The organism is Thioclava sp. FR2 (assembly GCF_051200875.1).
Lineage (GTDB): Bacteria > Pseudomonadota > Alphaproteobacteria > Rhodobacterales > Rhodobacteraceae > Pseudotabrizicola.
In genome coordinates this window covers 3,394,026-3,418,956 of record NZ_CP195191.1, presented here as the reverse complement: position 1 = coordinate 3,418,956, position 24,931 = coordinate 3,394,026, and the positions used below count along the sequence as shown (strand labels likewise).

Sequence of the window (24,931 nt, the reverse complement as noted above, 5' to 3'; positions counted from 1 at the left end):
CGAATGACTGAAGCCTATATCTATGACGCCATCCGCAGCCCACGCGGCAAAGGCCGCCCGGATGGTGCCTTGCACGAAGTCTCTTCCGTCGCCCTGTCGGCCAAGATGCTGAACGCGATCAAGGACCGTAACGGCCTTGAAGGCCATGCCGTCGAAGACGTGATCTGGGGCAACGTGACCCAAGTTGGCGAACAGGGCGGCTGCCTTGCCCGCTCCGCTGTGCTTCTGTCGGACCTTGACGAACGCATCCCCGGCCTTGCCATCAACCGCTTCTGCGCCTCGGGAATGGAGGCCGTCAATCTGGCCGCCAATCAGGTGAAGGGAGGCGCAGGCCAAGCCTATATCGCCGGCGGTGTTGAGATGATGGGACGCGTTGCCATGGGCTCGGACGGGGCAGCAATTGCCGTCGATCCGTCGCTGGCGATGAAAACCTATTTCGTGCCACAAGGCATTTCGGCTGACATCATCGCCACGCAATACGGGTTTACCCGCGATCAGGCTGACGCCTTGGCTGTTGAATCCCAGCGCCGTGCCGCCGAGGCATGGAAGGACAATCGCTTTGCCAAGTCAGTCGTTCCGGTCACCGATCAGAACGGCCTGACCATTCTGGATCACGACGAATATATGCGCCCGGGCACTGACATGCAGGCGCTTGGCAGCTTGAAGGCCAGCTTCAAGGACATGGGTGAAGTCATGCCCGGGTTCGACAAGATTGCGCTGATGAAGTACCCGCATCTGGAACGGATCAACCACATCCACCACGCAGGCAATTCGTCGGGCATCGTTGACGGTTCCGCCGCCGTCCTGATTGGCAGCAAGGAATTTGGCGAGGCCTATGGCCTGAAGCCCCGCGCCCGCATTCGCGCCACGGCCAAAATCGGGACCGATCCGACGATCATGCTGACAGGCCCAGTTCCTGTGACCGAAAAGATCCTCAAAGACTCGGGCATGTCGATCAAGGACATCGACCTGTTTGAGGTGAACGAGGCCTTTGCCTCTGTCGTCCTGCGCTTCATGCAGGCCTTTGACGTCGACCCGGCCAAGGTCAACCCGAACGGCGGTTCCATTGCCATGGGCCACCCGCTGGGTGCTACTGGTGCCATCATCATCGGCACGCTTTTGGACGAACTGGAAAGAACCGGAAAATCCACTGGCCTTGCCACGCTTTGTATCGCCAGCGGTATGGGTGCCGCGACGATTATCGAAAGGGTCTGAAAAAGTGGGGCTGTCTGCCGCCTGCGTCTATCAAGCGAACCTCGACGCCGTGTCGGGGGCGCTTTGGCGCGGCGATGTGGTGACCATTCTTGACCATCTGGCGATCCCAAACTCGATGGTGACCGAGGATGCGGCACTGATCATCGCGTCGGTGGATGAGATGACAATCACAGTGACCGAGTTTCGTGAGCAGATGATCGCGATGGGGGCCGACAGCTATAGCCGGACTTGCATTGCAGCGCGATTTATCAACGGACGTGGCGACATGATCGTTGGCATCCACGAAACACGGATCACCTGCGACGGCGAACCCGTTTGCCCCAGCTACTTGAACCGCATGACCCTGTTGCATCGTCACGACCGCTGGAAGGGCGTGGTGATCGAGGCCGAAACCTCGAACAGGGACATCACAATTCTCAGCCCCGACCTGGCCGAAGAGCAAAGGCGCGAACTGGCGCGCTTGGGCATCTCGCTGGGGCGAAGCTGACTGACATTCCACCGCAAGGCGCGAGAGGACGAGACTATGACCGATTTCACCATGACCACCGACGCAGATGGCGTTGCGACCATCATCTGGGACGTTAAGTCCAAATCCATGAACGTCCTCAGCCTTGAAGGCTGGGGCGAACTGGACGGGCTGGTCACGCAAGCGCTGGCCGAGGCATCGGTCAAGGGCATCATTATCACCAGTGGCAAGCCCGACAGCTTTGCCGGCGGGATGGACCTGAACGTGATCGCGCGGATGAAGGCCGAAGCGGGCGATAATCCGGCCAAGGGTCTGATGGACGGGCTGATGCGCTGCCATGGCATCCTGCGCAAGATCGAACGCGCCGGCATGGACCCGAAGACGCTGAAGGGGGGCAAACCGATCGTGGCCGCCCTTCCCGGCACGGCCTTGGGGATCGGTCTCGAAATTCCCCTTTCCTGCCACCGCATCATTGCGGCTGACAACCCAAAGGCCAAGATCGGCCTGCCCGAAATCATGGTCGGGATTTTCCCGGGCATGGGCGGTACAACGCGCCTTGTCCGCAAGATGGGTGCGATGGCTGCAGCCCCCTTCCTGCTGGAAGGCAAACTGTCAGACCCCAAAAGCGCCAAGGCCGCTGGCCTGATTGACGAGATCGTGGCCCCCGCCGACCTTTTGGCCCGCGCCAAGGAGTGGGTGTTGTCGGCAAAGGATGCCGATCTGGTCAAGCCATGGGATTCGAAAGGCTACAAGATGCCCGGCGGCGCGCCCTACCACCCCGCGGGCTTCATGACCTTTGTCGGCGCGAATGCGATGGTGCACGGCAAGACGATGGGCGTTTATCCAGCAGCGAAGGCGCTGCTTGGTGCCGTCTACGAAGGCGCAATGGTGCCCTTTGACACCGCCCTGAAGATTGAGGCGCGCCATTTCACTGCCGTGCTGATGAACCCATCCTCGGCGGCAATGATCCGCAGCCTGTTCATCAACAAGGAAGCTTTGGAGAAGGGTGCCAACCGCCCCGAAGCCCCGGACCAGTCGGTCAAGAAAGTGGGCATCCTTGGTGCCGGCATGATGGGTGCAGGCATTGCCTATGTCTCGGCCCAAGCCGGGATCGAAGTGGTTCTGATCGACCGTGACCAAGCCGCCGCTGACAAGGGCAAATCCTATTCCGAAGGCATCCTCGACAAGGGCATGGCCCGCAAGAAGGTGACGCCCGAGAAAAAGGAACAAGTTCTTGGCCGCATCACCGCGACACCTGACCTGAATGCTCTGCAAGGCTGCGATCTGATCGTCGAAGCCGTGTTCGAAGACCCCGCTGTGAAAGCCGAGATGACCGCAAAGGTCGAGGCCGTGATTGGCGAGGACTGTATCTTTGCCTCGAACACCTCGACCCTGCCAATCACCATGCTGGCAAAGGCCTCCAAGCGGCCCGAGCAATTTATCGGCATTCACTTCTTCTCGCCCGTCGACAAGATGATGCTGGTGGAAATCATCCGCGGCAAAGCCACTGGCGACCGTGCCGTTGCCAAGGCCTTGGACTTCGTGCGCCAGATCCGCAAGACGCCGATCGTCGTCAATGATGCCCGCTTCTTCTATGCGAACCGCTGCATCATCCCTTATATCAACGAAGGCATCCGCATGGTCGCCGAAGGCGTGGAACCTGCGCTGATCGAGAATGCCGCGAAACTGGTCGGCATGCCGCTTGGTCCGCTGCAGCTGGTGGACGAAACCTCGATCGACCTTGGTGTCAAGATCGCCAAGGCCACAAAATCCGCCATGGGAGACGCCTATCCGGATGGAGCGGTAGACGAGGTTCTGTTCTGGATGGCAGATCAAGGTCGCATGGGCAAAAAAGCCAATGCCGGTTTCTACGCCTATGACGAAGCGGGCAAGCGTCAGGGTCTTTGGGACGGTCTGGCCGCAAAATATCCAGTGGCGGACGACCAGCCCGATCTGACCGAAGTTCAGCAACGCCTGTTGATGTCACAGGTTCTGGAAGCGGTCCGCGCATTCGAAGAAGGCGTTCTGATGGATATTCGCGAAGGCGATGTCGGCGCGATCCTTGGCTGGGGCTTTGCGCCATGGTCGGGTGGCCCCTTCGGTTGGCTCGACATCATCGGCGCGGCACGCGCTTCCGAGATTTGCGACGACCTCACCGCTCGGTTCGGGGCTCGTTTCACAACGCCCAAGATGCTGCGCGATATGGCCGCAAAGGGAGAGGTCTTCTATCCGGCCAAAGCCGTCAAGGCAGCCTAACTACCCACGTTTGAAGATCGGGGTCAGCTTTCCTTGCAAAGGCTGGCCCCAACTTCTTCGGCCATATGACAGGCCACCAAATGCCGCGCTTGTGCGCCGCTATAGGACGAAAACCCGGGGTCAGCCCAATCCTCGCGTGCCCAGTTTTGACCGGCACAAGACAAAAGCACACCGCGGCTGGCGTAAAGAACCTGCGGTGCTTCAAAACAAAGTTGCACGATCTCTTGCCCGACCGAGGGCTTGAACCGCGCAATCCCTCGCCAGAACTCTAGGGCTTCGGCGGGGATCAACGCGAAAGGATCACCATACATCTGCTCGGCCAGATCGCTTTCCAACAAGATCTTTTGCTGTGGCAACAGGACGATTTCATCGCGATTGTCCAAAGCCCAAGCTGGCACCCGCAGCGGCCAGAGTTCGGCAGGGGCATCCTGAAAGGGGGCCGAGTAGACGGTCGAAACCGTTTGAACACCGTTGTCAAAGGTCAGAACCGCATCACCGGGCCCCAACTCTCCTGCTGGAACCCATCCCTCTGGCGTGGCCACCGGCGTCATGGCAAAGAGGCCCTCGGCGACCACCGTGGCTGCTCCCGCTATTGGCCGTTCCGAACCCATCCAGACCATGGATGATCCTTTACGCTGGTCTGCATTGCCGTCAGTCAATCAGGACGGGCCGGACACACCGCCCCTGAAACAGGACCAGACACTGCTTGACCGATACGGCAAAGCTTTAGCCCTACGATGGCCAAATCATGGCAATTCAGAAGGCTTTAGCGCAACCCGTCAAATGTGTAGCCAAACCGTGCGATATCTTCGGCACAGAGGCGCGCAATCAGTGCGGCATCCGCGTCGGAGAAATAGCCCCGCCAATCGGCAACTCGATCGGAATGATTAGCCCGCTCTGGCCTGATCCGAAATCCAAGATGCGCCTCAACCGGGGCCAGATCCTCCTCCAGGCGTTCCAGCCTGACATACTGGCTGCATCGGTCCACGCAGTGCCGGTCGCGCAGATAGGCCTCATAGGGCCAATAGGTAAGGCCTGCCTGAGTTTGGGGATGGTTCAGGAAAGACGAGAAGTCATGCGTCTTTGCCAAGGACACTGCTGGATGACCAAAACCTTGGACACGAAGCCAATGGTAATAGCTGACCATTCGGTCCCACGGATTACGGACCAGAGCAAAGGTAAAGAAACTGGAAATTTCTTCTCCGCTGACCAAGCCCTCAATATCAGCCAGCGTCGAATGTTTCCACAGACGCCCCGCCGTGCGAACTCCGGCCAGCCGCCCTTTTCGGGCCCGCGCCTTTGGGGTATCCCCGATCAGGATGTCATCCTTCATGGCGCGCGCCTCAAGCGCCAATGACAGCGCCGTTCCCCCCGTCTTGGGGATATGCACAAAGATATATCGGCGCCCGCGTGATATGATCATGGCTGACCGTGCAAAGGGCAGCTGTCCTCGGGGGCATAGAGCCCCCTTGGCCAGCATTGCCATTGAAGGATGAAGCCGTCTCGCACCAGATCAGACCGCGTTCGGAAGCTGACGGCCTTCGGCAAAGGCGATCAGGTTGTCCACCGCCATCATCCCCATATTCGTCCGCACCTCTAACGCTGCTGTTCCAAGATGCGGCAACAGCGTCACGTTCTCTCTCTCCATCAGCGCTGAAGGCACCTTTGGCTCGAACTCATAGACATCAAGTCCCGCTCCACCAATCTGGCCAGACTCCAGCGCCCCAATCAACGCGGCCTCTTCAACCACATCGCCCCGGCTTATATTCACGAACAGGGCATGTGGCTTCATCTGCGCAAAGGCCGAAGCATTCATCAGGTGATGGGTCTCTTTGCCCCCGGGAACAGCCAAGACCACGACATCGGCCGACAAAGCCTCGGCCATGCTGACCTGCCGCGCTGGAACACCCGGATCATCGACCGGAGAGCGATTGTAGAAGGTTACCTCCATCCCAAAGCCCGCCTGACAGCGCCTTGCGATCGCCTTGCCGATGCGCCCCATTCCGATGATCCCCACCCGCTTGCCAGAGACATGCAGGCCCAGCATCTGCGTGGGATGCCAGCCTTCCCATCTTCCACTTCGGACCAGACGTTCGCCTTCCCCGGCACGGCGTGCAGTCATCAGGATCAGGGTCATTGCGATATCGGCAGTGGCATCAGTCACGGCCCCCGGTGTATTGCTGACCGCCAACCCTGCCGCCCGCGCCGCAGCAACGTCGATATGGTTATAACCCACGCCGAAATTGGCCAACATCCGCGCCCGCGGTGCGGGCACGTCGGCAAAAACCTCGGCCTTGTAAAGGTCACCCAGCGTCGGCAGCACCACATCAAAGTCGCGCAGCGAGGCACGCAATTCATCTGGGCTAAGCGGCAGGGTACTGGCACGCGCCGTCACCTCAAACCGAGCCCCTGCAGCCTGCATGACCGCATCTGGCAAAGGCCGCGTGATCAAGAGCTTCATCAGAACATCCTCCCGCCTAAAGGCACGTCTTTATTGGGTTGTAGCAGCACAACTTCGCCCTCGGCATCCGGCACTCCCAGAACCAGCACCTCAGACATCACCTTGCCAATCTGACGTGGTGGAAAATTCACCACCCCCATCACCAATTGGCCAACCAGTCCTTCCACGGTGTAGTGCTTTGTGATCTGGGCGCTTGAACGCTTTTCCCCGATCTCGGCGCCGAAATCGACCCAAAGTTTGTAGGCAGGTTTTCGTGCTTCGGGGAATGGTTCGGCGCGCGTGATCCGCCCCACGCGAATGTCGACTTTTGCAAAGTCATCATAGGAAATGGTCACTTACCCAACTCCCGCCCGCGATCCGCCGCCGCTTTGACCGCGCGACGTAGCAAAGCCGGGAAGCCCGTTTCCGGGTCCATCAGCACGGTCAGGGCCGCCGCTGTCGTTCCGCCCGGCGAAGTCACGTTTATCCGTAGTTGCGAAGCAGCTTCAGGCGCCTGATGGGCCAGTTCCCCTGCTCCGGTCACCGTGGCCCGCGCGAGTTTCATGGAAAGATCGGAAGGCAATCCTTCGGCCTCGCCGGCCGCTGCCAATGCCTCAATCAGATGAAACACATAGGCCGGCCCGGATCCGGAAACCGCAGTCACTGCATCCATTTGGTGCTCGTCCTGCAACCGCACCACCTGCCCGACAGCAGAAAGCAATTCTTCGGCCAAAGCCAAATCTTCTTCCCCGCTGGCAGAATTGCCGATGATGGCGGTAATCCCGCGGCCGACCGCTGCTGGCGTATTCGGCATCGACCGCACAATTCGGGTCTTGGCGCCGAAAACCTGTTCGTAAGTCGCAATCGTGGTACCCGCGGCGACGGTAAGCACCAGCACATCCTTGCCCGCAAATCCGGCGATTTGGGGCAATGCGGCCCCCATCATCTGTGGCTTGACGGCAATCAGCACCACGGCAGGCAATTCAGGCATACCTTCATTCAGATGAAGCCCGTTTGCCTGCAAGCCCTTTACCCAATCCGATGGGTTTGGGTCGACAACCCAAGCGGCCGAAGGTGCCAATCCTCGTCCCAGCCAGCCTTCCAGCATGGCCGATCCCATTTTTCCGCAGCCCAGAATGACAATCCCGCGGCTGTTGATCTTTTCCAGAGTCATGATCTTCCCCGTTTTCACGGGGCAGAGGTTAGGCCCGACCGTAGGCCTCGGCAATGGCAACCTTTACCGCAGCTTCCGGGGATTTATCCCCCCAGCCAACAAGCTGAAATGCCGGATAGAACCGTTCAGACGCCATAACCGCACTGGCGATCAACCGATCAATCTGCTCGGGCCCCGCGCTTTGACCACCGGCCAACACCAACCCATAGCGCCAGACCATCAGCTTTTGCTCGGCCCAATAGGTGAATGCCCCCGTCCAAACCATGTCATTGCACCGGTTCATGACATCGTAAAGCGCGTTGAGGCGCCCTTCCGGCGGCTCAAGTTCGAAGGTGCAGATCAACCGCAGCGTCTCATCCTGCTGCGACCATGCCAAGGTCAGCGAATAGGTCCGCCATTGCCCTTCAACGGCCATAGCAATCTGGTCATCCGTGACACGGTCGAATTCCCACTCGTGATGTTCAGCAAGGGTCTCGACAATGTCGATGGGATGAATTTCATCCGTTGAAAGGAAGTCTTCAGAAAGTGACATCGCCCGGCCTCTTGATGATGCCCCTGCAAGCCACTGACCCACAGGATGCTGGGTGTCTGGCAAGGCTCTGCGTTTGCCTGACGCAGTCCTTACTAGATATGGTGTTGCAGAAGCGAAAGCCTGTAAAGCGATTTCTTATGAAATCTCTTGTGGACAACTCCACAAATGAAGCAGCCACAGCAATACAGACCAAAGAATGGCCAAACTGCCCGTTCGGATCGTTCCCAATTCGCTACCTTGAATGTATGCCTTAAGCGCACATACCCTACGCTCCCTCTTCGGAAGAGCTGCGTCCCCTCGTGACAAAGAGTAGTACCTTTTCCGTTTCTGCCCCCAGCTCGCAAGCCAGCGATGATCGGGCTGTGCTCGTCCAGCGCGACGACCGGATCGCAGGGGCCGAGTTCATCTTTCATGACTTCGAAAAGTCCAAGATTGCAGGTGTAAAGCAAGCAATCGAACGGAAGCCGGTACGCCTTTCCTTGATATATTTCCTGGTCGTGATGTTCTGGACCGTCATCATGACCTACGGGTCGATCCGAAGCGGACAAAATCCCGCCATCGTGAATTTGACCCCACACGTCACCCTGTTCTGCGGCGTGCTAGGGGTGTTCTTTTATCCCTTCCGTCTGATCTGGGTTCCCCTGATCGCGTTCATTCCCGTATTTGCATTTCCCTTTGTCATCCAGTCACCGCTTTCCTTCGGCAATAACCCTGGCATGACCTTACCGATTGCCCTTTATTTCTTTACGCTCAACCTTTGGTCCTCTCTGACCATCGGCGTGATTATGAATTTCGCGTTCCATGCGCTTAATAAGTTCCAAACGCCATATGACGCTGACCTGAACACCATCAGGACAGGCTTCTTTGCCTTTGGTTTGGTCTGCGCAGTTCAGGCCTTCCTGACCTTCGCCTTCATCGGTTCGCTCACCCCTGCCGTTCAGGCATATCTTGGCTACGAACCCGAAACATTTGCATTGGTCGCAAACCGCATCTTGCGGGGCTCTGTGGTTGTAACAGCTTTCATGCTGGCCGTGTTAGAGGCCCCAAACAGGACTGAGTTTTCAATCGGCATCCTCGTCAGCCCTGTCTTTGTGGCGATTGGGATCCTTAAACTCGATGGCTGGTCGCTTTTTCCAACGGTCGACGTGGCCGCTGTGGCCGTCTTCATTTGCCTGAAACTGCCAACCCCATCGGCAGTTGTCGCCTGTATTCTTGGGATACCCGTCTATGCCGCAATCACTGGCGATTTCCTTAGCGAGCCCAACCCGGCAGACATCGTAAATTCAAAGTTGGCACAGGTCTCGACCGTGCTTTTGGTCGCAATCGTCGTAGTGCTTGGCACCAGAAGCAGGAATGATAACGCGACCCAAAGCCTTGATGCCACTTCTCGTCGTCTGAACCGCATTCGCAAATATGCGGGCGTCGGCGTGTTTTCCGTCGACACTGGGACCGACAAATACCGCCTGGACTCGGCAGCGGCAGATATGATCGGCTGCAAGACCGAGGGGGCTTTGTCCACTCTGCTGGATCGCATTGCACCCCATGACCGACCAAGGGCCGAGCAGGTCTTGCTGAACAAGAGTTTTCAGGGCGAGACCATTTCTGTCGAGATCGCAAACCCTCTCACCGGCCCCCGAACGGTCGAAACCTTCACATGGTTTGAAAAATCCGGAGCGAATGACCGCACGGTCTTTGGCTTGATGATTGATCTGACCGTTGAAGCGCAGCGAAAGGAAAACCTAGAGACCGCTTTGATTGAACTGCGCATGAGAGACGAAAAGCAAAGGCAGCTTTTCTCGATCATCTCGCACGAACTGCGCACGCCCGCATCGGTCATATCCATGCTTGTCGAAGACCTGAGCGAGAAGAATTGCAGCAGCCAACTCCCACAACTCCAGAACGCCTCGAACCAATTGCTGGCGATTTTGGGGGATATGAAACAAGCGGTGAACCCCGAACAAAACCTTCCCATCCATCTCCGACCCTATGCGCCCAAGGAACTGGCTGATTTTATCGGTGCCGCGCTTGGCTCTCTTGCGACAGAAACGCAAAGCAGCTTGCGGATCCTTATCGCGGACGAGGGAACAAAACCGCGGATCGGCGATCTGGTACGCAACCGTCAAATGGTCAGCAACCTTGTCCGCAATGCCCTGCTGCACAGCGGCGGAACCAACGTTGTCTTGTCTTGGGAACTAGAGAAGACAGATGACGGAGACTTCTCGATTTGGCGCGTTTCAGACGATGGCCGCGGCATTTCAGAGGAAGAAATTGAACGGCTGTTTGAACCTTTTGAGCGAGGAAAAGAAGATGTCCGGCGCGGCACCGAAGGCTCTGGTCTCGGACTTTACATTGCACGGACAACGGCACGTTCGCTGGGCGGGGATCTGAGCTATCAACCCGCCTCTCCCTCAGGTTCAATCTTTACAATCCGTATCCCCGAAGGACTTGCCGTCGAGGAAGCACCCAAAGAAGCCGCAACGACACAGTACTCGACTGCCCCGACACATCTCCGGATCCTCATTGCCGAAGACAACGCTACGGTATCGGCTGTTATGGAGGCGCGCTTTGGTCGGCATTTTGAAGAGGTCAGGATTGTAGAGAACGGCGCGAAGCTGATTGAAGCCGCCCGCGAGATGCAGCCGGACGTAATCGTGACCGATCTTTTCATGCCAGAACTTGACGGTGATGAGGCGGCTCGCGCACTCCGCAAAGAGGGATTTTCCGGCCCGATCATCGGCCTGACTGCCGCTGCAATCGGGGAAGAGGCTGATCGTTTTACGTCAGCAGGCGTCGATCTCGTCCTCTACAAGCCGGTAAACATGGACGCAGTCCATGGTTTCCTGACGTCGCGCTTCGACATCAAACAGTCAAAAGCAGGCTGATTTACTTCAGCTTTGCTTCCAATGCCTCGATCCGCGCCATAAGCGACGCATTCTCTTCGCGAGCTTTGGACGCCATCGCGCGCACAGCGTCGAACTCTTCACGCGTCACGAAATCCCGGTCGGCCATCCAACGGTCGATCAGGCTTTTCATCGCCGTTTCCGCTTCGGTCTTTGCGCCCTGAGCGACCCCCATGGCATTGGTCATCAACTGGCTCATATCGTCGAAGAACTTGTTGCGGGTCTGCATGGCTGTGATCCTCTTGGCGTCTGGCCTCTATATGGCGTGGTCTCCTCTCGATCACAAGTCGGCGTGACAGATTGACATCCCGCCCCCCCTTGCCGACAAGGCAACAAGCGGCGCGCAGCCATCGGACCGAGGAGCCCATGTCCTACATTCCGTTCCCATCGATCTCGCCCGAGATATTCGCATTCGAAGTCTTCGGGATAACGCTTGCCCTTCGGTGGTACGCTCTTGCCTATATCGTGGGCATCTTGCTGGGCTGGCGCATCGCCTTGGCGGCTGTTCGTCGACCCGATCTTTGGACTGGCGCTGCCCCGATGACCGCAGATCAAATCGAACGGCTTCTGACATGGGTCATTCTCGGGGTCATTCTAGGTGGAAGACTCGGGTTCGTACTGTTCTACCAGCCGGCCTATTATCTGGAAAATCCCACCCACATCCCACGGGTCTGGGAAGGCGGCATGTCCTTCCACGGCGGCTTCCTCGGCGTTGTGGTGGCGGCTTTCCTGTTCTGCCGCATTGAAGGTATCCCGATGCTCAAGGCCGCTGACGTCATGGCCTTGTCCACCGCTCCCGGTCTTCTTCTGGGCCGGATCGCCAATTTCATCAACGCCGAGCTTTGGGGGCGACCCACAACCATGCCTTGGGGGGTCGCCTTTCCCGGCGAGGCCGCTCAAACCTGCCCCGGCATCGAAGGCATTTGCGCGCGTCACCCCAGCCAGCTTTACGAAGCGGCGCTGGAAGGGCTTTTTCTTGGGGCACTTTTGTTGTGGCTGGCTTGGCGACACGGCTGGCTGAAGTTTCCGGGACGGATCGCCGGACTGTTCTTCATGGGCTACGGCGCGGCACGTTTCATCGTGGAATTCTTCCGCCAGCCCGACGCTCAATTTGTCAGCGACGGCAATCCGCTCGGCCTTGCCTTCCACATCGGGGGCTACGGTCTGACCATGGGGCAAGCCCTGTCGCTTCCGATGATCGCAGTTGGCCTTTATTTCTTGCTGCGGTCCCGCCCTGAATGACGGCCTTGGGGGAACTTCTGGTCCGTCGGATTGCCGCAACGGGACCAATCACTTTGGCCGATTACATGGCCGAATGCCTGCTGCATCCAGAGCACGGATACTATTCGACCCGCGACCCGTTTGGGCAGGCGGGCGATTTCACGACCGCCCCTGAAATCAGCCAGATGTTCGGGGAATTGCTGGGCCTTTGCCTTGCTCAATATTGGCTGGACCTCGGCTCTCCTCCCATGGTCCTCGCCGAACTCGGCCCCGGTCGCGGCACCCTGATGGCCGATATCCTGCGAGCCACACGCCAAGTTCCCGGCTTCCATGCGGCTGCGAATGTCGTTCTTATGGAAGCTTCGCCAACGCTGCGCACCGTTCAGCGCAAGACCCTTGGCACACATCCTGTCACTTGGATCGACCGCATCGAAGATCTTCCTCAAGGCCCGCTTTTTCTTGTGGCCAACGAATTCTTCGATGCCCTGCCAATTCGCCAGTTCCGGCGCGAACCCTCCGGCTGGTCTGAAACAATGGTCGGCTTGAAGGACGGCGCTCTTTCACTTGGCCGCGCCGCGTCAACGCCCTTCGCGTCCCTTGAACACCGCCTTGCCGATACAAAACCCGGCGATATCGTCGAAACCTGCCCAACCGCCGCTCCGATCATGGACTACATCGGCAACAGGATCGCCGAACAAGGCGGTGGCGCGCTGATCATCGACTACGGCGACTGGGGATCGCTGGGGGATACGTTTCAGGCCCTTCAGGATCATGAATTCGCAGACCCGCTCGCAGCCCCCGGCAGGGCCGACCTGACCGCCCATGTGGATTTTCAGGCGCTTGCCCTTGCCGCAGGAAAACTGGAGCATAAGTTCGCAAACCAAGGTGCAGTGCTTGAGCGACTTGGAATTACGCATCGGGCAACAGCGCTTGCCCAAAGACTGAAAGGTCCAGCCCGCGAATCTCACATCGCCGCGCATCGACGCTTGACCCATCCGTCGGAAATGGGTTCGTTGTTCAAGGTGCTGGCGCTTTACCGCCCCGGCACGCCACCACCACCCGGATTGAGTTGATGCCCGCAACACTTGAAATCATCACCTCTGACAGCTTGCCCGTCCAACACGGGTTCTTCACCCGCAAAGGCGGCGCGTCCTCCGGTATCTTCGCCGGCCTGAATTGCGGGACTGGCTCGTCCGATATCGCCGAGGTCGTGGCCATCAACCGTTCTCGCGTCGCCGAGGCGATGGACGTGCCGCTTGAGCATTTGGTCGGCGTTCATCAGGTCCATTCCGCAGATGCCTATCATGTGACAGGCCCCACGACAGACCGCCCAAAGGCCGATGCCATGGTTACAGCTACACCGGGAATCGCTCTTTCCATCCTAACCGCAGATTGCCAGCCCGTCCTTTTTGCCGATCCGAAAGCCGGGGTCATTGGCGCGGCGCATGCTGGCTGGCGCGGCAGCGTTGATGGCGTCCTCGAAGCGACCATCGACGCGATGGAAGCTCTTGGCGCGCACCGCAAGGATATGACCGCCGTCATCGGTCCGTGCATCAGCCAACGCGCCTACGAAGTTGGTCCAGAGTTCTTTGAGACCTTCACCAATGAAGACCGCGAGAACGCGCGTTTCTTCGCGAATGGGGAAGGCGACAGAATGCTGTTTGACCTGCCTGCCTTTGGCCTGTTCAGGCTGCGCGAGGCGGGCATTGGCCAAGCCGAATGGACCCGGCATTGCACATACCACGATTCGGATCGCTTCTATTCTTACCGGCGCACAACCCACGCCAAGGAAGCCGATTACGGCAGACTGATTTCGGTCATTCGGCTTTGATCCGCTATCGAATTGCGGCGTGATCCGGAACGGGCACGCCACAATCTAGCGAAACAATCTTGATCCCAAAGCGGGCACTGTTTCTGAAACCCCAGAAAATCACGGCCCGAACCGCATCTCAAGCTGCGACAGCCCCTGCCACAATCCGGGTCTGAACAAACATAATTTTCCTTAATTCCTCACAATTGGGGCCAGATCGCCGCCCCATTGAAAAGGCATCTTGCACTCAACGCCGAGAATAGCGGCCGAAAGTGCAGAGAAGGACCCGAGCATGAAAAAAGAACGCCGTTGGCTCAAATCCGCGATCGCGGCCAGCCTTGAACAGCAGGTTGCAATGCCGTGGCAACGCGGGGCCCGTCGCAAACCTCAGGCTGTCAAAGCCACCGTCGATTCGGCCAAGCCACGCGCCATCGCGGCCCGCTGAACACAACTTCGCCACAATCGGCGGTGTTATCGATTCAGATTGCCCGCCATTCTGTCGACAATGGCCCCAAACCGGGGCAAATCGTTCAAGTGCTAGGGATCTATAAGAAATCCCTTTTGACAGAGCGCCGTATTTCAGCCATCTTTGCCACATGACGGTCTTCCTCCCCGCAAGGGTGGACCCGACAACGGTGTAAGACCCTTCACAGGGCAGCGTTGCAGGGCACGATCGTTGCTTTGGCAAAGGCGGCTCCGGTGCTCCTCTGGCACATGAACGGAGCCGCTTTTTGATTCAGGGCCCGCAGGCCCGTTTCATGGCTAATGACCTGTCGCAATCAGGCCGACCGCGCGAGCCGCTCTTCCAGCACATCGAACGGAACGCCCGGCTCATCTTTCGCGCAACGGATCACCAGGCTGGTTTTCACATTGGCCACGTTTTCGGCCTTAAGCAGGTCGCCGGTCAGGAAAGATTGAAAGCTCGACAGATCTGGCGCGACGCATTTCAGGATGAAGTCGATCTCACCGTTCAACATATGACATTCGCGAACCAGCGGCCACGCCTTGCAGCGCGCCTCAAAAGCCGCAAGATCAGCTTCGGCCTGACTTTGCAGTCGGACCATCGCAAAGACCTGCACTTCAAAGCCCAGTTCCCTTGCGTCGATATCGGCGTGATAGCCGCGGATAAATCCGGATTCTTCCAAGGTCCGCACACGACGCAAACAGGGCGGCGCGGAAATCCCAACTCTCTTGGCCAGTTCAACGTTGGTCATGCGGCCATCGGCCTGCAGTTCCGCCAAAATGTGGCGATCAATCGGGTCCAGTTTCGAGCCGGCCATGTTTGTCTCCCTATTCAGGCCAGTATCTAGGCCCTCACCCCGCCTTGCGCAATAATGTTTCAACTACTGGCAGCTTTATTTCGCCCAAATTTCGCGCGCCTGCCCGTTTTCGCAACAGATCTTCGCAACGATTCAGGGCTTTCCGCCCGACGCCGCTGCGCCTATATCAGGAACCCACAGAAAATGAGGGTATCATGGGCGAGACCAGGCACACACGCGTTTTGATCATCGGTTCGGGACCGGCGGGGTACACCGCTGCAGTCTATTCTGCAAGGGCCATGCTGAACCCGATCCTCGTTCAGGGCCTGCAACCCGGTGGCCAGCTGACCATCACCACCGAGGTCGAGAACTGGCCCGGCGACAGCCATGTGCAAGGCCCGGACCTGATGGTGCGTATGGAAGAGCATGCCCGCGCTATGGGGGCCGAGATCATCTCGGATTACATCTCCTCGCTTGACCTCTCGAAGCGTCCCTTTGTTGCAAAGGCGGACAGCGGCACGACCTTTACCGCTGATGCGGTGATCCTTGCCACGGGCGCTCAGGCCAAATGGCTTGGTCTGCCTTCGGAAGAGAAATTCAAAGGCTTTGGCGTTTCCGCCTGTGCCACCTGTGACGGGTTCTTCTATCGCGGCAAAGAGGTCGTCGTCATCGGCGGCGGCAACACCGCCGTAGAAGAAGCCCTGTTCCTGACGAACTTCGCGACCAAAGTGACCCTGATCCACCGCCGCGACAGCCTGCGCGCCGAAAAGATCATGCAAGACCGCCTGTTCAAGCATCCAAAGATCGAAATGCTCTGGAACCATGAGGTCACCGAGGTGCTGGGCACCGACACCCCGCTAGGCGTCACCGCCGTCCGCGCCCGCAATGTTCAGACAGGGGAAACCACCGACGTCCCCTGCGCTGGCTTCTTCGTGGCCATTGGCCATGCTCCGGCCTCGGAACTGGTCAAGGACCAACTTGAACTTCACAACGGCGGCTATGTCAAAGTCGAGCCGGGCAGCACCCGCACCTCTATCCCCGGCGTCTTTGCCGCGGGCGATCTGACAGACCATGTCTATCGTCAGGCGGTCACCAGTGCTGGTATGGGCTGTATGGCGGCTTTGGATGCCGAACATTGGCTGGCAGAACACGGCTGATCATTCAGAACCCAAACGAAAAGGCCCCGCATCAGCGGGGCCTTTCTTTTCCAATGACTCTCTTTGCGTCAGTGAACGTTCACCGGCGCAAGATCATTCTGGCGGGCCAAAGCAAAGGCCATCTTGCGGTCCTTGACCAAGGCCACTTGCGTTCCGTCCGGCGTGTGAACCGAATAGACCGTCTCCACAGGCCCGATTTCGTCCTGCAAATCCTGCGGCAAGTCAGCCACCACGACGGGCCGAACGTAAACGATCTGGCGCTCCGCGGCTGGCAGACCTTCAAATTTGTAATCCATCGCTGCCTCCTTACTTGCGTCCGATGCGTATGGTTTGAACAACTGTTTCGGGGACCGATCTTTTCAAGTCGATATGCAGCAACCCGTGCTCCATGCTTGCCCCGGCGACATCAACACCATCGGCCAGCACAAAGCTGCGCTGGAACGCCCGGCTTGCGATGCCGCGATGCAAGAACACCCGCTCTTGCCCATCATCCTGCTGCTTGCCACGAACCACCAGTTGCCGATCCTCAACCGTGATCGCCAAATCTTCCTCACGGAAGCCCGCAACCGCCAGCGTGATCCGGTAGGCGTTTTCCGACGTGGCTTCGATGTTGAAGGGGGGGTACCCCTCGGTCGACTTGGCCGTTCTTTCGACCAGTCTTTCCAACTGTTCAAATCCCAACAAGAAGGGATGAGCACCAAAGGTAAGCTTCGTCATCTTGGTTCCCGTGTCCTTAAGCAAGCGACATAGATCCGTCAGGCCCCATCAGGGCGCCCGTCTCATTCGAATATGGGGGTCAGAGTGACGGACTGCAAGGCACAGACAGATGGCAACTTGTCACCAATTCTGGATCGGAAAGTCGAGAATCCTTCCCGCAAGCCAATACAACCCTTATATTATGTTTCAAGCACCAGAAACGACTCAGAGGTCGGGCGACAAGATGAACGCTCCCAGCGAACTCAACTTCGAAGAAATGCTCGCCATCCGGCTTGAAGTGCTGCGTCGCGAACATCGCGACCTTGATGCAGCAATCCATGCTTTGGAAGAAACCGGCCGCCCCGATCAGTTGACGCTGCGCCGTCTGAAAAAGCAAAAGCTCGCACTGAAAGACCAGATCGTGAAGATCGAGGATCAGATGATCCCCGACATCATCGCCTGAACGCTTGCCCCCAAGCCCTTCAACCTGTAATCGCCCAAGGCAGCAATGCCGGAGGCGTGAATGGCCGTTGATGTAGGAATCGTCATGGGGTCCCAGTCCGATTGGGCCACGATGAAAGAAGCTGCCCTGATCCTTGATGAATTGGGGATCAGCTATGAAACCAAGATCGTCAGCGCACACCGTACCCCTGACCGGCTGTGGGCCTATGGCAAAAGTGCCGTCGAGCGCGGGCTCAAGGTCATCATCGCGGGCGCGGGCGGTGCCGCCCACCTTCCGGGCATGATGGCGTCGAAAACACGCGTGCCTGTGGTTGGTGTTCCGGTCCAAACCAGGGCTCTTTCTGGCGTCGACAGCCTCTATTCCATCGTTCAGATGCCAAAGGGCTTTCCCGTGGCCACAATGGCCATCGGCGCGGCAGGGGCCGCCAATGCGGGCCTGATGGCCGCTGGCATTCTGGCGGTGTCCGATCCCGCACTTGGCGCCCGCCTTGATGCATGGCGAGATGCGCTGTCCGCCTCTATCCCCGATGAACCCAAGGACGAATAAGGCCATGCTTTCTCCCGGCGCGACGATCGGCATTCTTGGTGGTGGCCAGCTTGGACGGATGCTTTCCGTTGCGGCCAGCCGTCTGGGCTTCAAGACGCATATCTTTGAACCGGGGCAAAATCCCCCGGCGGGCCACGTCGCCGACAAGGTGACAACCGCCCCTTACGAAGACCTTGCCGCCTTGCGTGCCTTTGCCGAAAGCGTTGATGTCATCACCTATGAGTTTGAAAACGTTCCGGCGTCGTCCCTTGACGCGCTAGAGGCCGTCCGCCCCATCCGCCCGAACCGCAAGGCATTGGCGATTTCTCAGGATCGGATTCCGGAAAAAGATTTCCTGACCAGCCTTGGCCTGCAAACCGCCCCCTACGCCCGCGTCACCGATGCGGACAGCCTGAACGACGCGATTGCCAAGATCGGCCTTCCCGCGATCTTGAAAACCACCCGCCTTGGTTATGACGGCAAGGGCCAAGCCCGGATCATGTCGCCCGAAGACGCGCCCGCTGCTTTGGCAGCAATGAAGGGAGCCGAAGCGGTGCTCGAAGGCTTTGTCGATTTCAAATTCGAGGCCAGCGTGATTGCCGCGCGCGGGCTTGATGGGTCGGTCTCGTGCTTTGACCCGGGTGAGAATGTTCACCGCAATGGAATTCTGCATACGACCACTGTCCCTGCCCGCCTGACCTCCTTCCAACGCACCGACGCCGTGCTTTTGGCTGCCCGCATCCTGAACGCATTGGAATATGTGGGTGTCATGGGGGTAGAGCTTTTCGTGACGGCGAACGGCCTGATCGTGAACGAGATAGCCCCCCGCGTGCACAATTCCGGCCACTGGACCCAGCAGGGCTGCGCCATCGACCAGTTCGAACAGCATATCCGCGCCGTCGCCGGCTGGCCCTTGGGTGATGGCAGCCGCTTTGCCGATGTGGTGATGGAAAACCTGATCGGCGACGACGTGAATCGCGTGCCGGGTCTGGCCAAGGAAAAGAACGTCTCTATCCACCTTTATGGCAAGGCAGACGTAAAAGCTGGCCGCAAGATGGGCCATATCAACCGCGTGATCAAAGGCATCGCCTGACCAGGATTGCCGGACTTGGGGGCATCGAGCCCCCGCGTCCGGCGATGCCTCCGGCGGGGATATTTCCACCAAGATAAAGGCAGACGCCTTGTCTCAGGCGCTGACATCCGATGCGGGCAAAAGCTGCACGCCGTTGATCTGCCAGCCATCCGGCGTTTCAATCATCTGGTAATCCAGAAAATGCGGCTTTCCAGCCTGATCGGTCACCATCACACGTTGCCATAGCCGCCCGCCAACATCGCGCAATTCCAGCATCTTCACACCGCTGGGCCGATGGACCATTGGATAACCTTGGCGCACCATCAGCCCAAAGTTTTCGGGGGTGCCGAAGAACATCTGGATACTGGGCGAGGCAAAGCTGAAGGCAGTGGCGAAGTCGTCCTTCAGAAAGGCGTCAATCTGGCTGCGAATGGTATTCTGGATCGGCTCTTCCTGCGCAAAGGCCGGAAAAGCCAGAAAGAGGGCCGTCAAAAGTGGTGCCAAGCGCATGGCATCGCTCCTTCCCCGAGAATGTCCCCATTTTGAAGGGTAGACCAGCCGCGCTTTCCGTCAAGACGCCGCGAAGGCGTAATGAATGGCAATGCTGTCGATCACATAATAGCCCGCGTGAATCGAAAGGGTGATCAGAAATCCATGCCTTTGGCGCAAGAGAATCCAAGGCACCAAGGCCCCGAACAAGGTGGCCGCCACCGAATAGCGAAAGACGTAAAGCGGGTTTGGATAGGAAAAGGCCAAGGTCGCATGGAAGCCACCAAACAGGAGGGCAACCAGCAGCGCCACTTTCCACGTCTTCAGCCCCAGATCGCTCAAGGCAAACACAAGGGCCGCGATCAACACCTGCTGAAACAGGATTTCCACCGCTTTCGGCAGGAAATACCACGAATTCGCCCAGAAGAATTCCACTGGGTCTTGGCTCCGCGTCCATTCCATCGTGGGCAGGCGCGGCAAGACGAACAAGGCAAATCCGGCAAAACACAAGGCCATCAGCGCCAGCACCGCCACGCGCAAGGGTGTCAGCGACAAATCCCCGACCGCCTGAAAATTCTTGCGAAAGACGGCAAAGACCGCAGCCGCCCAAAGCCCGTAATAAAAGGCATAGGCAACGGGGGCGTCATTATACCCCACTTCTGCCTGCAAAACGGGTTCCAGCCCGAAATAGCCAAGGCTGGACACTGTCCAGGCCCCGGCGATCACGGCAATCGTATAGGCCAGATTGCGCAGGGCGGTTGCTGCTTGAACAACCGCCATCTCTTTACCCAACCAGCGCGCCCGACAAGCCCTTGTCGATCAGAGCGACCGACTCTTTCACGCCGTAAAGCGCGATAAAGCCGCCAAAGCGCGGGCCTTCGCTGGCGCCCAAAAGCACCTCGTAAAGGGCTTTGAACCAATCGCGCAGCGGTTCGAACCCGTGGTCCTTGCCCACGGCAAACACCATCGACTGCAAGGCATCGGCATCGGCACCGCCGTCCCATGCCACCAGACGTGCGCGCAGGTCCTCGATTGCCGCACGTTCCTTTTCGTCGGGCAGACGGAAGGTCCGGGTCGGCGCGATCTTGTCAGCAAAATAGCGCACGGCGAAACCGGCAGCCGCGTCCAGATCGGGGTGCGTTTCCGGCGAGGCCTCGGGCGCATAGGCGCGGATATAGCCCCACAGCCCCTTGGCATCCGTTGCCCCGGCCACCGAAGCCAAATTCAGCAGCATCGAGAACGGCACCACCATCTTCGACTCAGGCGGGTTGCCGCCGTGGATATGCCAGACAGGGTTGTTCACCTGCTGGTCGATATCCTGATCCGGATAGGCACGCAGTTGCTGATGATATTCATCCACCGCACGCGGGATCACGTCGAAATGCATCCGCTTTGCGGTCTTGGGCTTTTGATACATGAAATACGACAGGCTTTCCGTCGCCGCATAGGTCAGCCATTCGTCGATGGTCAGACCATTGCCCTTGGATTTCGAAATCTTCTGGCCCTGATCATCAAGGAACAGCTCATAGGTCATGTGGTTCGGCTTCTTGCCGCCCAGAACCTCGCAGATCCCGTCATAGATCGGGGTGTTGGTCGAATGGTCCTTGCCATACATTTCGAAGTCCACGCCCAGCGCCGCCCAACGGGCGCCGAAATCGGGCTTCCATTGCAGCTTCACATGGCCGCCCGTCACCGGCAGCGTCCATTCGCGCCCATCTTCATCGTCAAAGGTGATCGTGCCATCCTTGGCATTCACCTCTTTCATCGGCACATAAAGCACGCGCCCCGTTTCCGGGTGAATGGGCAGAAAGGCCGAATAGGTCTGCTGACGCTCTTCACGCAAGGACGCCAGCATGATCTTCATGATCGCGCCATAACGCTCGGCACACAGACGCAACGTGTCGTCGAAGCGGCCCGATTTGTAGAATTCGGTGGCCGAGATGAACTCATACTCAAAGCCAAAGGTATCCAGAAACCTGCGCAGCATGGCGTTGTTGTGGTGGCCAAAGCTTTCGTATTCGCCAAACGGGTCCGGCACGCTGGTCAGCGGGCGCTGAAGGTTCTCCCGCAGCATGTCTTGGTTCGGCACATTGTCCGGCACCTTACGCATACCGTCCACATCGTCCGAGAAACAGATCAGACGGGTCGGAATATCCGAGATCACCTCAAAGGCGCGGCGGATCATCGTTGTCCGCGCCACCTCGCCAAAGGTGCCGATATGGGGCAGACCGGAAGGGCCATAGCCGGTTTCAAAAAGCACATAGCCTTTTTCCGGGGCCTTCTTCTCATAACGTTTGAGGATCGCGCGGGCCTCTTCAAAGGGCCAGGCCTTCGATTTCATCGCGGCATCGCGCAAAGCAGACATTGTACTTCTCCATCCTCGCCGCCGCCCCATGCGCCCGGCCCGCACCTCCTAGTGCTGAACCGCCCAAGGGTCAACGCCAAGCTCACTTGACGGGCTATTCGCCCCATGGCTGTCTCGGCTCAACGATCGGCCAAAACCAGTGCCAGTAAAGAAACTTCTTGTGTGAGTGTGCAATGTCAGACCTTGCTTTGCAGTCCTGGCCAGCCTCCTTAATCGACAAACAGAAAAAACACTCGCGCCTCATTGCTGATATCTGTCCGGGTAGCCCTGCCGAGGCAGCGGGTTTGCAGCCGGGCTGGGAAATTCTGCAAGTCGACGCAGATGCGCCAACCCCTGAAAGGCTCGACCAAGCCCGCTTGCATGGAATGCAGTCCTTGCACGTGCTTAATCCGGCAACGAACGCGGTCTGGGCGCTGAAGCAACGGGCCTTTCCACTGGGCCTGAAAACCCTTCCGGCATTGAATGAAGACTTCATTCAGTCCGTCGCCGCCAAGCGGGTGCACTTTGTCGATCTTCACCGGATCTGGAATCACGGGAACTGGAAAGACTTCGCCAAATTGACCAAGGCGCTGGAAACCGCTGTCCTGCCTTTTGGCACTGCCATCCTTGGCCCCCTCGTTGGGGCGGCGACGCGGCAAAAGAAAATCCTTGCCTCAAAAGATATCACCCTCCTCCATCTCCTTGCCCTTGCCTATTTCGCCTAAGGCAAGCGTGACCTTTCGCTCGCAGCCCAGCAGGCCGTTCAGGCAATGGTCAAGTCGCAGGGCGGAAATATCCCCTCACAATATTTCGGCCTGAACGTCTTTCTCGATGCCCTCCACGCCTTTGCCCAAGGAGACGCCGCCCGCGCGATGACATTAACCGAAAACGGCGGCCTAGAATTCCCCGATCAAATCGGCCTGACGCGGTTTTTTGGCGCGCTTTCTGCGCAAACGGGGCTCGCTGCCGTGTCACGCCATCTGGGGCGCCCTTTCCCCCACGCCTATCGCCTGCCCTGCCTTGATCCCTTCCGTCAGTGGCCCGCTGGCCCAGAGGTCAGCCTGACCGACAGCCTGAAACAGATGCGCCCCGGCCAAGTACTCTTGGTCTATGTGCTTGGCCCCTATCGAACAAATGGCCCCTTCCAAGATGAATTGCGTGGGCTGATGCCACTCTACGCCCATGCGCCCGACAAAATCGCGGCCATTCACCTGATCACCAGCCACGAAGACAAGCCAAGCTCTTGGCGTGATCGCAACCAGATCGAAGATCAGGCCCGCGCCTTGGGTCTTCCTTTGCGCGTATTGCACGACCCCTCGGGTTTGGTGGAACAAGCCCTCCAGCTCAGCAGTTGCCCCAGCCTTTATGTGCTTGACCACAACGGTAAACTTCTGGCGACCGAAGGCATGACAGACGAGGACGGATACTGGCTCGCCCTGCACCGCATGACCCAAACCTGAACGGGATGGGCCCATCTGGGCCTTGCAGAAGGGGATTGCGGATCATAGCATCAGATCAATTCGAATAGGCTCTTCCCATGCAAGACACACCCCCCTCAATGTCCGCCCAAGATGCACTCGTTGCCGTCATGGTGGCTGTTTCCGCCGCTGACGAACAGATGCGGACCTCGGAACTTGTTGCCATTCAGCGGATGGTCAATCACATGCCTGTCTTCGTGGGCTATGATCTGGACCGCATTCGGGGGGTCAGCCAGACGGTGTTTGACCTTTTCGAAGAGGAAGACGGGCTTGAGGCACTTTTTGGCCTGATCCGGGCCGCCCTGCCGGAACGCTTGGGCGAAACCGCCTATGCCTTGGCCTGCGACGTGGTTTCGGCCGACGGCAAGCTGCGCGACATGGAATTGCGGATGCTCGAAGAAATCCGCGAAGAGCTGAGCATAGACCGTCTTCACGCCGCTGCCATCGAATGGGGCGCACGCGTGCGGCACATGAAACTCTGATACGCCGTTAACGCCGTACGCGTTCGCTGATGAATTCGGCCAAAGCCGCTGCGGCAGGGGCCGGTCGGGCAGGTGCAATCAGGGCCATCTCTGCCGCATCCAAGGCCGGCCAATCCGTCAGCACAGTCAGATCCGATGGCACCATCGTCTCTGGCATCACCATAGCGCCCAACCCCGCCCGCACCGCGGCCACAGACCCGGCAAAGCTGGGGCTGACATATATCCCCACCCAACCTCGCCGTGCAGCCTCCATCGCTCGCGTAGCGCGGCTGCGATAGACACATGGCGCGGGCGACAAGACAAGCGGCACCGGCCTGTCAGGTGCCGTTGAGAACCCGGGCGCGGCCACCCAGACCAGCCGTTCGCGCCACAGCGGCCGCGCCCCGGGAAACGGCCGCGCGGGATCTTGCTTGACCACGACAAGATCGAACTCGCCCGCAGCAAAGGCATCGACCAACGGCAGGGTCAAAAGGCAGGTCACATGCAATTCGACCGCCGGATGCACCTTGGCGAACTGCGCCAGAACGCCGGGCAGATAATGGGTCGCGAAATCCTCGGGGCTGCCAAACCGCACCGATCCGGTCAACTCGCTGCCCCGAAACCGCGCCAGCATGGCATCTGCCTCTGCAACCATCGCCCGCGCGTGAACCAGCAGCCGCTCGCCTTCCGCCGTCAACGCGACATTCCGTGTGTCACGCGCTACCAAACTGCGATCAAAGGTGTCTTCCAACTTGCGGATCTGCGCCGAAATCGCCGATTGCGACCGCCCGACCAATTCCCCCGTGCGCGAAAAGCTCCCCGTTTCCGCCAAGGTCACAAAGGTCCGCAACAGCGCTGTGTCGACGTCGTACATCTGAATTTATCCGTTTTGCTCATCATTCCTATTATATTTTCCTGTTTCTCTTTTCAATTCAAACCACGCAAGAGGCGCTCCACACACCTACAGGAGACC

Annotated in this window: 29 protein-coding genes; 15 read left to right on the top strand and 14 right to left on the bottom strand. The window is 58.6% G+C overall.

Annotated features, from left to right (window positions below; translation table 11 throughout):
* Nucleotides 1-3: 3 nt before the first annotated feature.
* From ACSBLW_RS16500 to ACSBLW_RS16490, 3 genes are read left to right on the top strand one after another with little or no spacing between them, the layout of a single operon-like run.
* Complete coding sequence (locus tag ACSBLW_RS16500) at nucleotides 4-1,215, top strand: acetyl-CoA C-acetyltransferase (RefSeq protein ID WP_435257687.1); 1,212 nt, start codon at nucleotides 4-6, stop codon at nucleotides 1,213-1,215.
* Between the two features lie 4 nt (nucleotides 1,216-1,219).
* Nucleotides 1,220-1,702 carry a hypothetical protein gene (locus ACSBLW_RS16495; RefSeq protein ID WP_435257686.1) on the top strand — a complete coding sequence of 161 codons (483 nt, stop codon included), beginning with the start codon at nucleotides 1,220-1,222 and terminating at the stop codon, nucleotides 1,700-1,702.
* A gap of 36 nt (nucleotides 1,703-1,738) precedes the next feature.
* On the top strand, nucleotides 1,739-3,937 hold the full coding sequence (locus ACSBLW_RS16490) for a 3-hydroxyacyl-CoA dehydrogenase NAD-binding domain-containing protein (protein WP_435257685.1): 2,199 nt from the start codon (nucleotides 1,739-1,741) through the stop codon (nucleotides 3,935-3,937).
* Between the two features lie 23 nt (nucleotides 3,938-3,960).
* Here ACSBLW_RS16490 and ACSBLW_RS16485 read toward each other — a convergent pair whose 3' ends face one another.
* The 6 genes from ACSBLW_RS16485 to ACSBLW_RS16460 all read right to left on the bottom strand — a co-directional run bounded on the left by ACSBLW_RS16485 (nucleotide 3,961) and on the right by ACSBLW_RS16460 (nucleotide 8,083).
* Nucleotides 3,961-4,557, bottom strand: a complete 597-nt coding sequence (locus ACSBLW_RS16485; protein WP_435257684.1) for a Hint domain-containing protein — start codon at nucleotides 4,555-4,557, stop codon at nucleotides 3,961-3,963.
* 146 nt (nucleotides 4,558-4,703) lie between these two features.
* Complete coding sequence (locus tag ACSBLW_RS16480) at nucleotides 4,704-5,360, bottom strand: sulfotransferase family 2 domain-containing protein (RefSeq protein WP_435257683.1); 657 nt, start codon at nucleotides 5,358-5,360, stop codon at nucleotides 4,704-4,706.
* Nucleotides 5,361-5,450: 90 nt separating this feature from the next.
* Nucleotides 5,451-6,398 carry a 2-hydroxyacid dehydrogenase gene (locus ACSBLW_RS16475; protein ID WP_435257682.1) on the bottom strand — a complete coding sequence of 316 codons (948 nt, stop codon included), beginning with the start codon at nucleotides 6,396-6,398 and terminating at the stop codon, nucleotides 5,451-5,453.
* Nucleotides 6,398-6,733, bottom strand: a complete 336-nt coding sequence (locus tag ACSBLW_RS16470) for a tRNA-binding protein (protein ID WP_435257681.1) — start codon at nucleotides 6,731-6,733, stop codon at nucleotides 6,398-6,400. Before ACSBLW_RS16470 ends, ACSBLW_RS16475 begins: the two co-directional genes overlap by 1 nt.
* A complete protein-coding gene (gene proC, locus ACSBLW_RS16465; RefSeq protein ID WP_435260143.1) occupies nucleotides 6,730-7,551 on the bottom strand; it encodes a pyrroline-5-carboxylate reductase in 822 nt (273 codons plus the stop codon). The genes ACSBLW_RS16470 and proC overlap by 4 nt, the downstream gene beginning before the upstream one ends.
* A 28-nt stretch (nucleotides 7,552-7,579) precedes the next feature.
* Nucleotides 7,580-8,083, bottom strand: coding sequence for a YbjN domain-containing protein (locus ACSBLW_RS16460; protein WP_435257680.1), 504 nt, complete (start codon nucleotides 8,081-8,083; stop codon nucleotides 7,580-7,582).
* A 299-nt stretch (nucleotides 8,084-8,382) separates the two neighbouring features.
* On the opposite strand from ACSBLW_RS16460, the gene ACSBLW_RS16455 reads away from it, so the two are divergent.
* Nucleotides 8,383-10,965, top strand: coding sequence for a hybrid sensor histidine kinase/response regulator (locus ACSBLW_RS16455; protein ID WP_435257679.1), 2,583 nt, complete (start codon nucleotides 8,383-8,385; stop codon nucleotides 10,963-10,965).
* Nucleotide 10,966: 1 nt separating this feature from the next.
* Here ACSBLW_RS16455 and ACSBLW_RS16450 read toward each other — a convergent pair whose 3' ends face one another.
* Nucleotides 10,967-11,212, bottom strand: coding sequence for an accessory factor UbiK family protein (locus ACSBLW_RS16450; RefSeq protein ID WP_435257678.1), 246 nt, complete (start codon nucleotides 11,210-11,212; stop codon nucleotides 10,967-10,969).
* A gap of 137 nt (nucleotides 11,213-11,349) precedes the next feature.
* Between ACSBLW_RS16450 and lgt the strand changes: the two genes are divergently transcribed.
* From lgt to ACSBLW_RS16430, 4 genes are all read left to right on the top strand, one after another.
* Nucleotides 11,350-12,225, top strand: coding sequence for a prolipoprotein diacylglyceryl transferase (lgt, locus tag ACSBLW_RS16445; protein WP_435257677.1), 876 nt, complete (start codon nucleotides 11,350-11,352; stop codon nucleotides 12,223-12,225).
* A complete protein-coding gene (locus tag ACSBLW_RS16440) occupies nucleotides 12,222-13,277 on the top strand; it encodes a class I SAM-dependent methyltransferase (RefSeq protein ID WP_435257676.1) in 1,056 nt (351 codons plus the stop codon). Before lgt ends, ACSBLW_RS16440 begins: the two co-directional genes overlap by 4 nt.
* Complete coding sequence (pgeF, locus tag ACSBLW_RS16435) at nucleotides 13,277-14,035, top strand: peptidoglycan editing factor PgeF (RefSeq protein ID WP_435257675.1); 759 nt, start codon at nucleotides 13,277-13,279, stop codon at nucleotides 14,033-14,035. Before ACSBLW_RS16440 ends, pgeF begins: the two co-directional genes overlap by 1 nt.
* A 271-nt stretch (nucleotides 14,036-14,306) precedes the next feature.
* Nucleotides 14,307-14,459 carry a hypothetical protein gene (locus ACSBLW_RS16430; RefSeq protein WP_435257674.1) on the top strand — a complete coding sequence of 51 codons (153 nt, stop codon included), beginning with the start codon at nucleotides 14,307-14,309 and terminating at the stop codon, nucleotides 14,457-14,459.
* Nucleotides 14,460-14,793: 334 nt separating this feature from the next.
* On the opposite strand, the gene ACSBLW_RS16425 is transcribed toward ACSBLW_RS16430, so the two are convergent.
* Nucleotides 14,794-15,294, bottom strand: coding sequence for an Lrp/AsnC family transcriptional regulator (locus ACSBLW_RS16425; RefSeq protein ID WP_435257673.1), 501 nt, complete (start codon nucleotides 15,292-15,294; stop codon nucleotides 14,794-14,796).
* A gap of 194 nt (nucleotides 15,295-15,488) precedes the next feature.
* On the opposite strand from ACSBLW_RS16425, the gene trxB reads away from it, so the two are divergent.
* The gene (trxB, locus tag ACSBLW_RS16420; RefSeq protein ID WP_435257672.1) at nucleotides 15,489-16,430 is read left to right on the top strand and encodes a thioredoxin-disulfide reductase; all 942 of its coding nucleotides are present in this window, start codon (nucleotides 15,489-15,491) and stop codon (nucleotides 16,428-16,430) included.
* A gap of 68 nt (nucleotides 16,431-16,498) precedes the next feature.
* On the opposite strand, the gene ACSBLW_RS16415 is transcribed toward trxB, so the two are convergent.
* Together ACSBLW_RS16415 and ACSBLW_RS16410 are read right to left on the bottom strand one after the other, a co-directional pair.
* Nucleotides 16,499-16,726 carry a DUF1150 family protein gene (locus ACSBLW_RS16415; RefSeq protein WP_435257671.1) on the bottom strand — a complete coding sequence of 76 codons (228 nt, stop codon included), beginning with the start codon at nucleotides 16,724-16,726 and terminating at the stop codon, nucleotides 16,499-16,501.
* A 10-nt stretch (nucleotides 16,727-16,736) separates the two neighbouring features.
* Complete coding sequence (locus ACSBLW_RS16410) at nucleotides 16,737-17,147, bottom strand: Hsp20 family protein (protein ID WP_435257670.1); 411 nt, start codon at nucleotides 17,145-17,147, stop codon at nucleotides 16,737-16,739.
* Between the two features lie 223 nt (nucleotides 17,148-17,370).
* Between ACSBLW_RS16410 and ACSBLW_RS16405 the strand changes: the two genes are divergently transcribed.
* Genes ACSBLW_RS16405 through ACSBLW_RS16395 form a run of 3 tightly spaced genes read left to right on the top strand, consistent with a single transcriptional unit; the run spans nucleotide 17,371 to nucleotide 19,207 of the window.
* A complete protein-coding gene (locus tag ACSBLW_RS16405) occupies nucleotides 17,371-17,589 on the top strand; it encodes a YdcH family protein (RefSeq protein WP_435257669.1) in 219 nt (72 codons plus the stop codon).
* A 60-nt stretch (nucleotides 17,590-17,649) separates the two neighbouring features.
* A complete protein-coding gene (gene purE / locus ACSBLW_RS16400; protein WP_435257668.1) occupies nucleotides 17,650-18,135 on the top strand; it encodes a 5-(carboxyamino)imidazole ribonucleotide mutase in 486 nt (161 codons plus the stop codon).
* A gap of 4 nt (nucleotides 18,136-18,139) precedes the next feature.
* A complete protein-coding gene (locus tag ACSBLW_RS16395) occupies nucleotides 18,140-19,207 on the top strand; it encodes a 5-(carboxyamino)imidazole ribonucleotide synthase (protein ID WP_435257667.1) in 1,068 nt (355 codons plus the stop codon).
* 93 nt (nucleotides 19,208-19,300) lie between these two features.
* Here ACSBLW_RS16395 and ACSBLW_RS16390 read toward each other — a convergent pair whose 3' ends face one another.
* Genes ACSBLW_RS16390 through ACSBLW_RS16380 form a run of 3 tightly spaced genes read right to left on the bottom strand, consistent with a single transcriptional unit; the run spans nucleotide 19,301 to nucleotide 22,040 of the window.
* A complete protein-coding gene (locus tag ACSBLW_RS16390; RefSeq protein ID WP_435257666.1) occupies nucleotides 19,301-19,696 on the bottom strand; it encodes a DUF4864 domain-containing protein in 396 nt (131 codons plus the stop codon).
* A gap of 60 nt (nucleotides 19,697-19,756) precedes the next feature.
* Entirely contained in the window at nucleotides 19,757-20,455 is a 699-nt protein-coding gene (locus tag ACSBLW_RS16385) for a hypothetical protein (RefSeq protein WP_435257665.1), read from the bottom strand.
* 4 nt (nucleotides 20,456-20,459) lie between these two features.
* A complete protein-coding gene (locus ACSBLW_RS16380; RefSeq protein ID WP_435257664.1) occupies nucleotides 20,460-22,040 on the bottom strand; it encodes a lysine--tRNA ligase in 1,581 nt (526 codons plus the stop codon).
* Between the two features lie 365 nt (nucleotides 22,041-22,405).
* Between ACSBLW_RS16380 and ACSBLW_RS16375 the strand changes: the two genes are divergently transcribed.
* The 3 genes from ACSBLW_RS16375 to ACSBLW_RS16365 all read left to right on the top strand — a co-directional run bounded on the left by ACSBLW_RS16375 (nucleotide 22,406) and on the right by ACSBLW_RS16365 (nucleotide 23,979).
* Nucleotides 22,406-22,744 (top strand): hypothetical protein, encoded by a 339-nt coding sequence (locus ACSBLW_RS16375; protein WP_435257663.1) that lies wholly within the window; start codon nucleotides 22,406-22,408, stop codon nucleotides 22,742-22,744.
* Between the two features lie 45 nt (nucleotides 22,745-22,789).
* Nucleotides 22,790-23,479, top strand: a complete 690-nt coding sequence (locus tag ACSBLW_RS16370) for a TlpA family protein disulfide reductase (protein WP_435257662.1) — start codon at nucleotides 22,790-22,792, stop codon at nucleotides 23,477-23,479.
* 77 nt (nucleotides 23,480-23,556) lie between these two features.
* Complete coding sequence (locus tag ACSBLW_RS16365) at nucleotides 23,557-23,979, top strand: tellurite resistance TerB family protein (protein ID WP_435257661.1); 423 nt, start codon at nucleotides 23,557-23,559, stop codon at nucleotides 23,977-23,979.
* A gap of 7 nt (nucleotides 23,980-23,986) precedes the next feature.
* Here the strand turns inward: ACSBLW_RS16365 and ACSBLW_RS16360 are convergent, their stop codons facing one another.
* On the bottom strand, nucleotides 23,987-24,832 hold the full coding sequence (locus ACSBLW_RS16360; protein ID WP_435257660.1) for a LysR family transcriptional regulator: 846 nt from the start codon (nucleotides 24,830-24,832) through the stop codon (nucleotides 23,987-23,989).
* Nucleotides 24,833-24,931 lie beyond the last annotated feature (99 nt).

Coding starts and splice junctions, on each gene's coding strand:
- ACSBLW_RS16450 (WP_435257678.1), bottom strand. CDS start 11,212: ATGCAGACCCGCAACAAGTTCTTCGACGATATGAGCCAGTTGATGACC.
- ACSBLW_RS16430 (WP_435257674.1), top strand. CDS start 14,307: ATGAAAAAAGAACGCCGTTGGCTCAAATCCGCGATCGCGGCCAGCCTT.
- ACSBLW_RS16380 (WP_435257664.1), bottom strand. CDS start 22,040: ATGTCTGCTTTGCGCGATGCCGCGATGAAATCGAAGGCCTGGCCCTTT.
- ACSBLW_RS16410 (WP_435257670.1), bottom strand. CDS start 17,147: ATGACGAAGCTTACCTTTGGTGCTCATCCCTTCTTGTTGGGATTTGAA.
- ACSBLW_RS16415 (WP_435257671.1), bottom strand. CDS start 16,726: ATGGATTACAAATTTGAAGGTCTGCCAGCCGCGGAGCGCCAGATCGTT.
- ACSBLW_RS16490 (WP_435257685.1), top strand. CDS start 1,739: ATGACCGATTTCACCATGACCACCGACGCAGATGGCGTTGCGACCATC.
- ACSBLW_RS16405 (WP_435257669.1), top strand. CDS start 17,371: ATGAACGCTCCCAGCGAACTCAACTTCGAAGAAATGCTCGCCATCCGG.
- ACSBLW_RS16440 (WP_435257676.1), top strand. CDS start 12,222: ATGACGGCCTTGGGGGAACTTCTGGTCCGTCGGATTGCCGCAACGGGA.
- ACSBLW_RS16385 (WP_435257665.1), bottom strand. CDS start 20,455: ATGGCGGTTGTTCAAGCAGCAACCGCCCTGCGCAATCTGGCCTATACG.
- ACSBLW_RS16360 (WP_435257660.1), bottom strand. CDS start 24,832: ATGTACGACGTCGACACAGCGCTGTTGCGGACCTTTGTGACCTTGGCG.
- ACSBLW_RS16390 (WP_435257666.1), bottom strand. CDS start 19,696: ATGCGCTTGGCACCACTTTTGACGGCCCTCTTTCTGGCTTTTCCGGCC.
- pgeF (WP_435257675.1), top strand. CDS start 13,277: ATGCCCGCAACACTTGAAATCATCACCTCTGACAGCTTGCCCGTCCAA.
- ACSBLW_RS16480 (WP_435257683.1), bottom strand. CDS start 5,360: ATGATCATATCACGCGGGCGCCGATATATCTTTGTGCATATCCCCAAG.
- ACSBLW_RS16395 (WP_435257667.1), top strand. CDS start 18,140: ATGCTTTCTCCCGGCGCGACGATCGGCATTCTTGGTGGTGGCCAGCTT.
- ACSBLW_RS16365 (WP_435257661.1), top strand. CDS start 23,557: ATGCAAGACACACCCCCCTCAATGTCCGCCCAAGATGCACTCGTTGCC.
- ACSBLW_RS16375 (WP_435257663.1), top strand. CDS start 22,406: ATGCAGTCCTTGCACGTGCTTAATCCGGCAACGAACGCGGTCTGGGCG.
- ACSBLW_RS16370 (WP_435257662.1), top strand. CDS start 22,790: ATGGTCAAGTCGCAGGGCGGAAATATCCCCTCACAATATTTCGGCCTG.
- proC (WP_435260143.1), bottom strand. CDS start 7,551: ATGACTCTGGAAAAGATCAACAGCCGCGGGATTGTCATTCTGGGCTGC.
- ACSBLW_RS16425 (WP_435257673.1), bottom strand. CDS start 15,294: ATGGCCGGCTCGAAACTGGACCCGATTGATCGCCACATTTTGGCGGAA.
- ACSBLW_RS16475 (WP_435257682.1), bottom strand. CDS start 6,398: ATGAAGCTCTTGATCACGCGGCCTTTGCCAGATGCGGTCATGCAGGCT.
- trxB (WP_435257672.1), top strand. CDS start 15,489: ATGGGCGAGACCAGGCACACACGCGTTTTGATCATCGGTTCGGGACCG.
- lgt (WP_435257677.1), top strand. CDS start 11,350: ATGTCCTACATTCCGTTCCCATCGATCTCGCCCGAGATATTCGCATTC.
- purE (WP_435257668.1), top strand. CDS start 17,650: ATGGCCGTTGATGTAGGAATCGTCATGGGGTCCCAGTCCGATTGGGCC.
- ACSBLW_RS16460 (WP_435257680.1), bottom strand. CDS start 8,083: ATGTCACTTTCTGAAGACTTCCTTTCAACGGATGAAATTCATCCCATC.
- ACSBLW_RS16500 (WP_435257687.1), top strand. CDS start 4: ATGACTGAAGCCTATATCTATGACGCCATCCGCAGCCCACGCGGCAAA.
- ACSBLW_RS16485 (WP_435257684.1), bottom strand. CDS start 4,557: ATGGTCTGGATGGGTTCGGAACGGCCAATAGCGGGAGCAGCCACGGTG.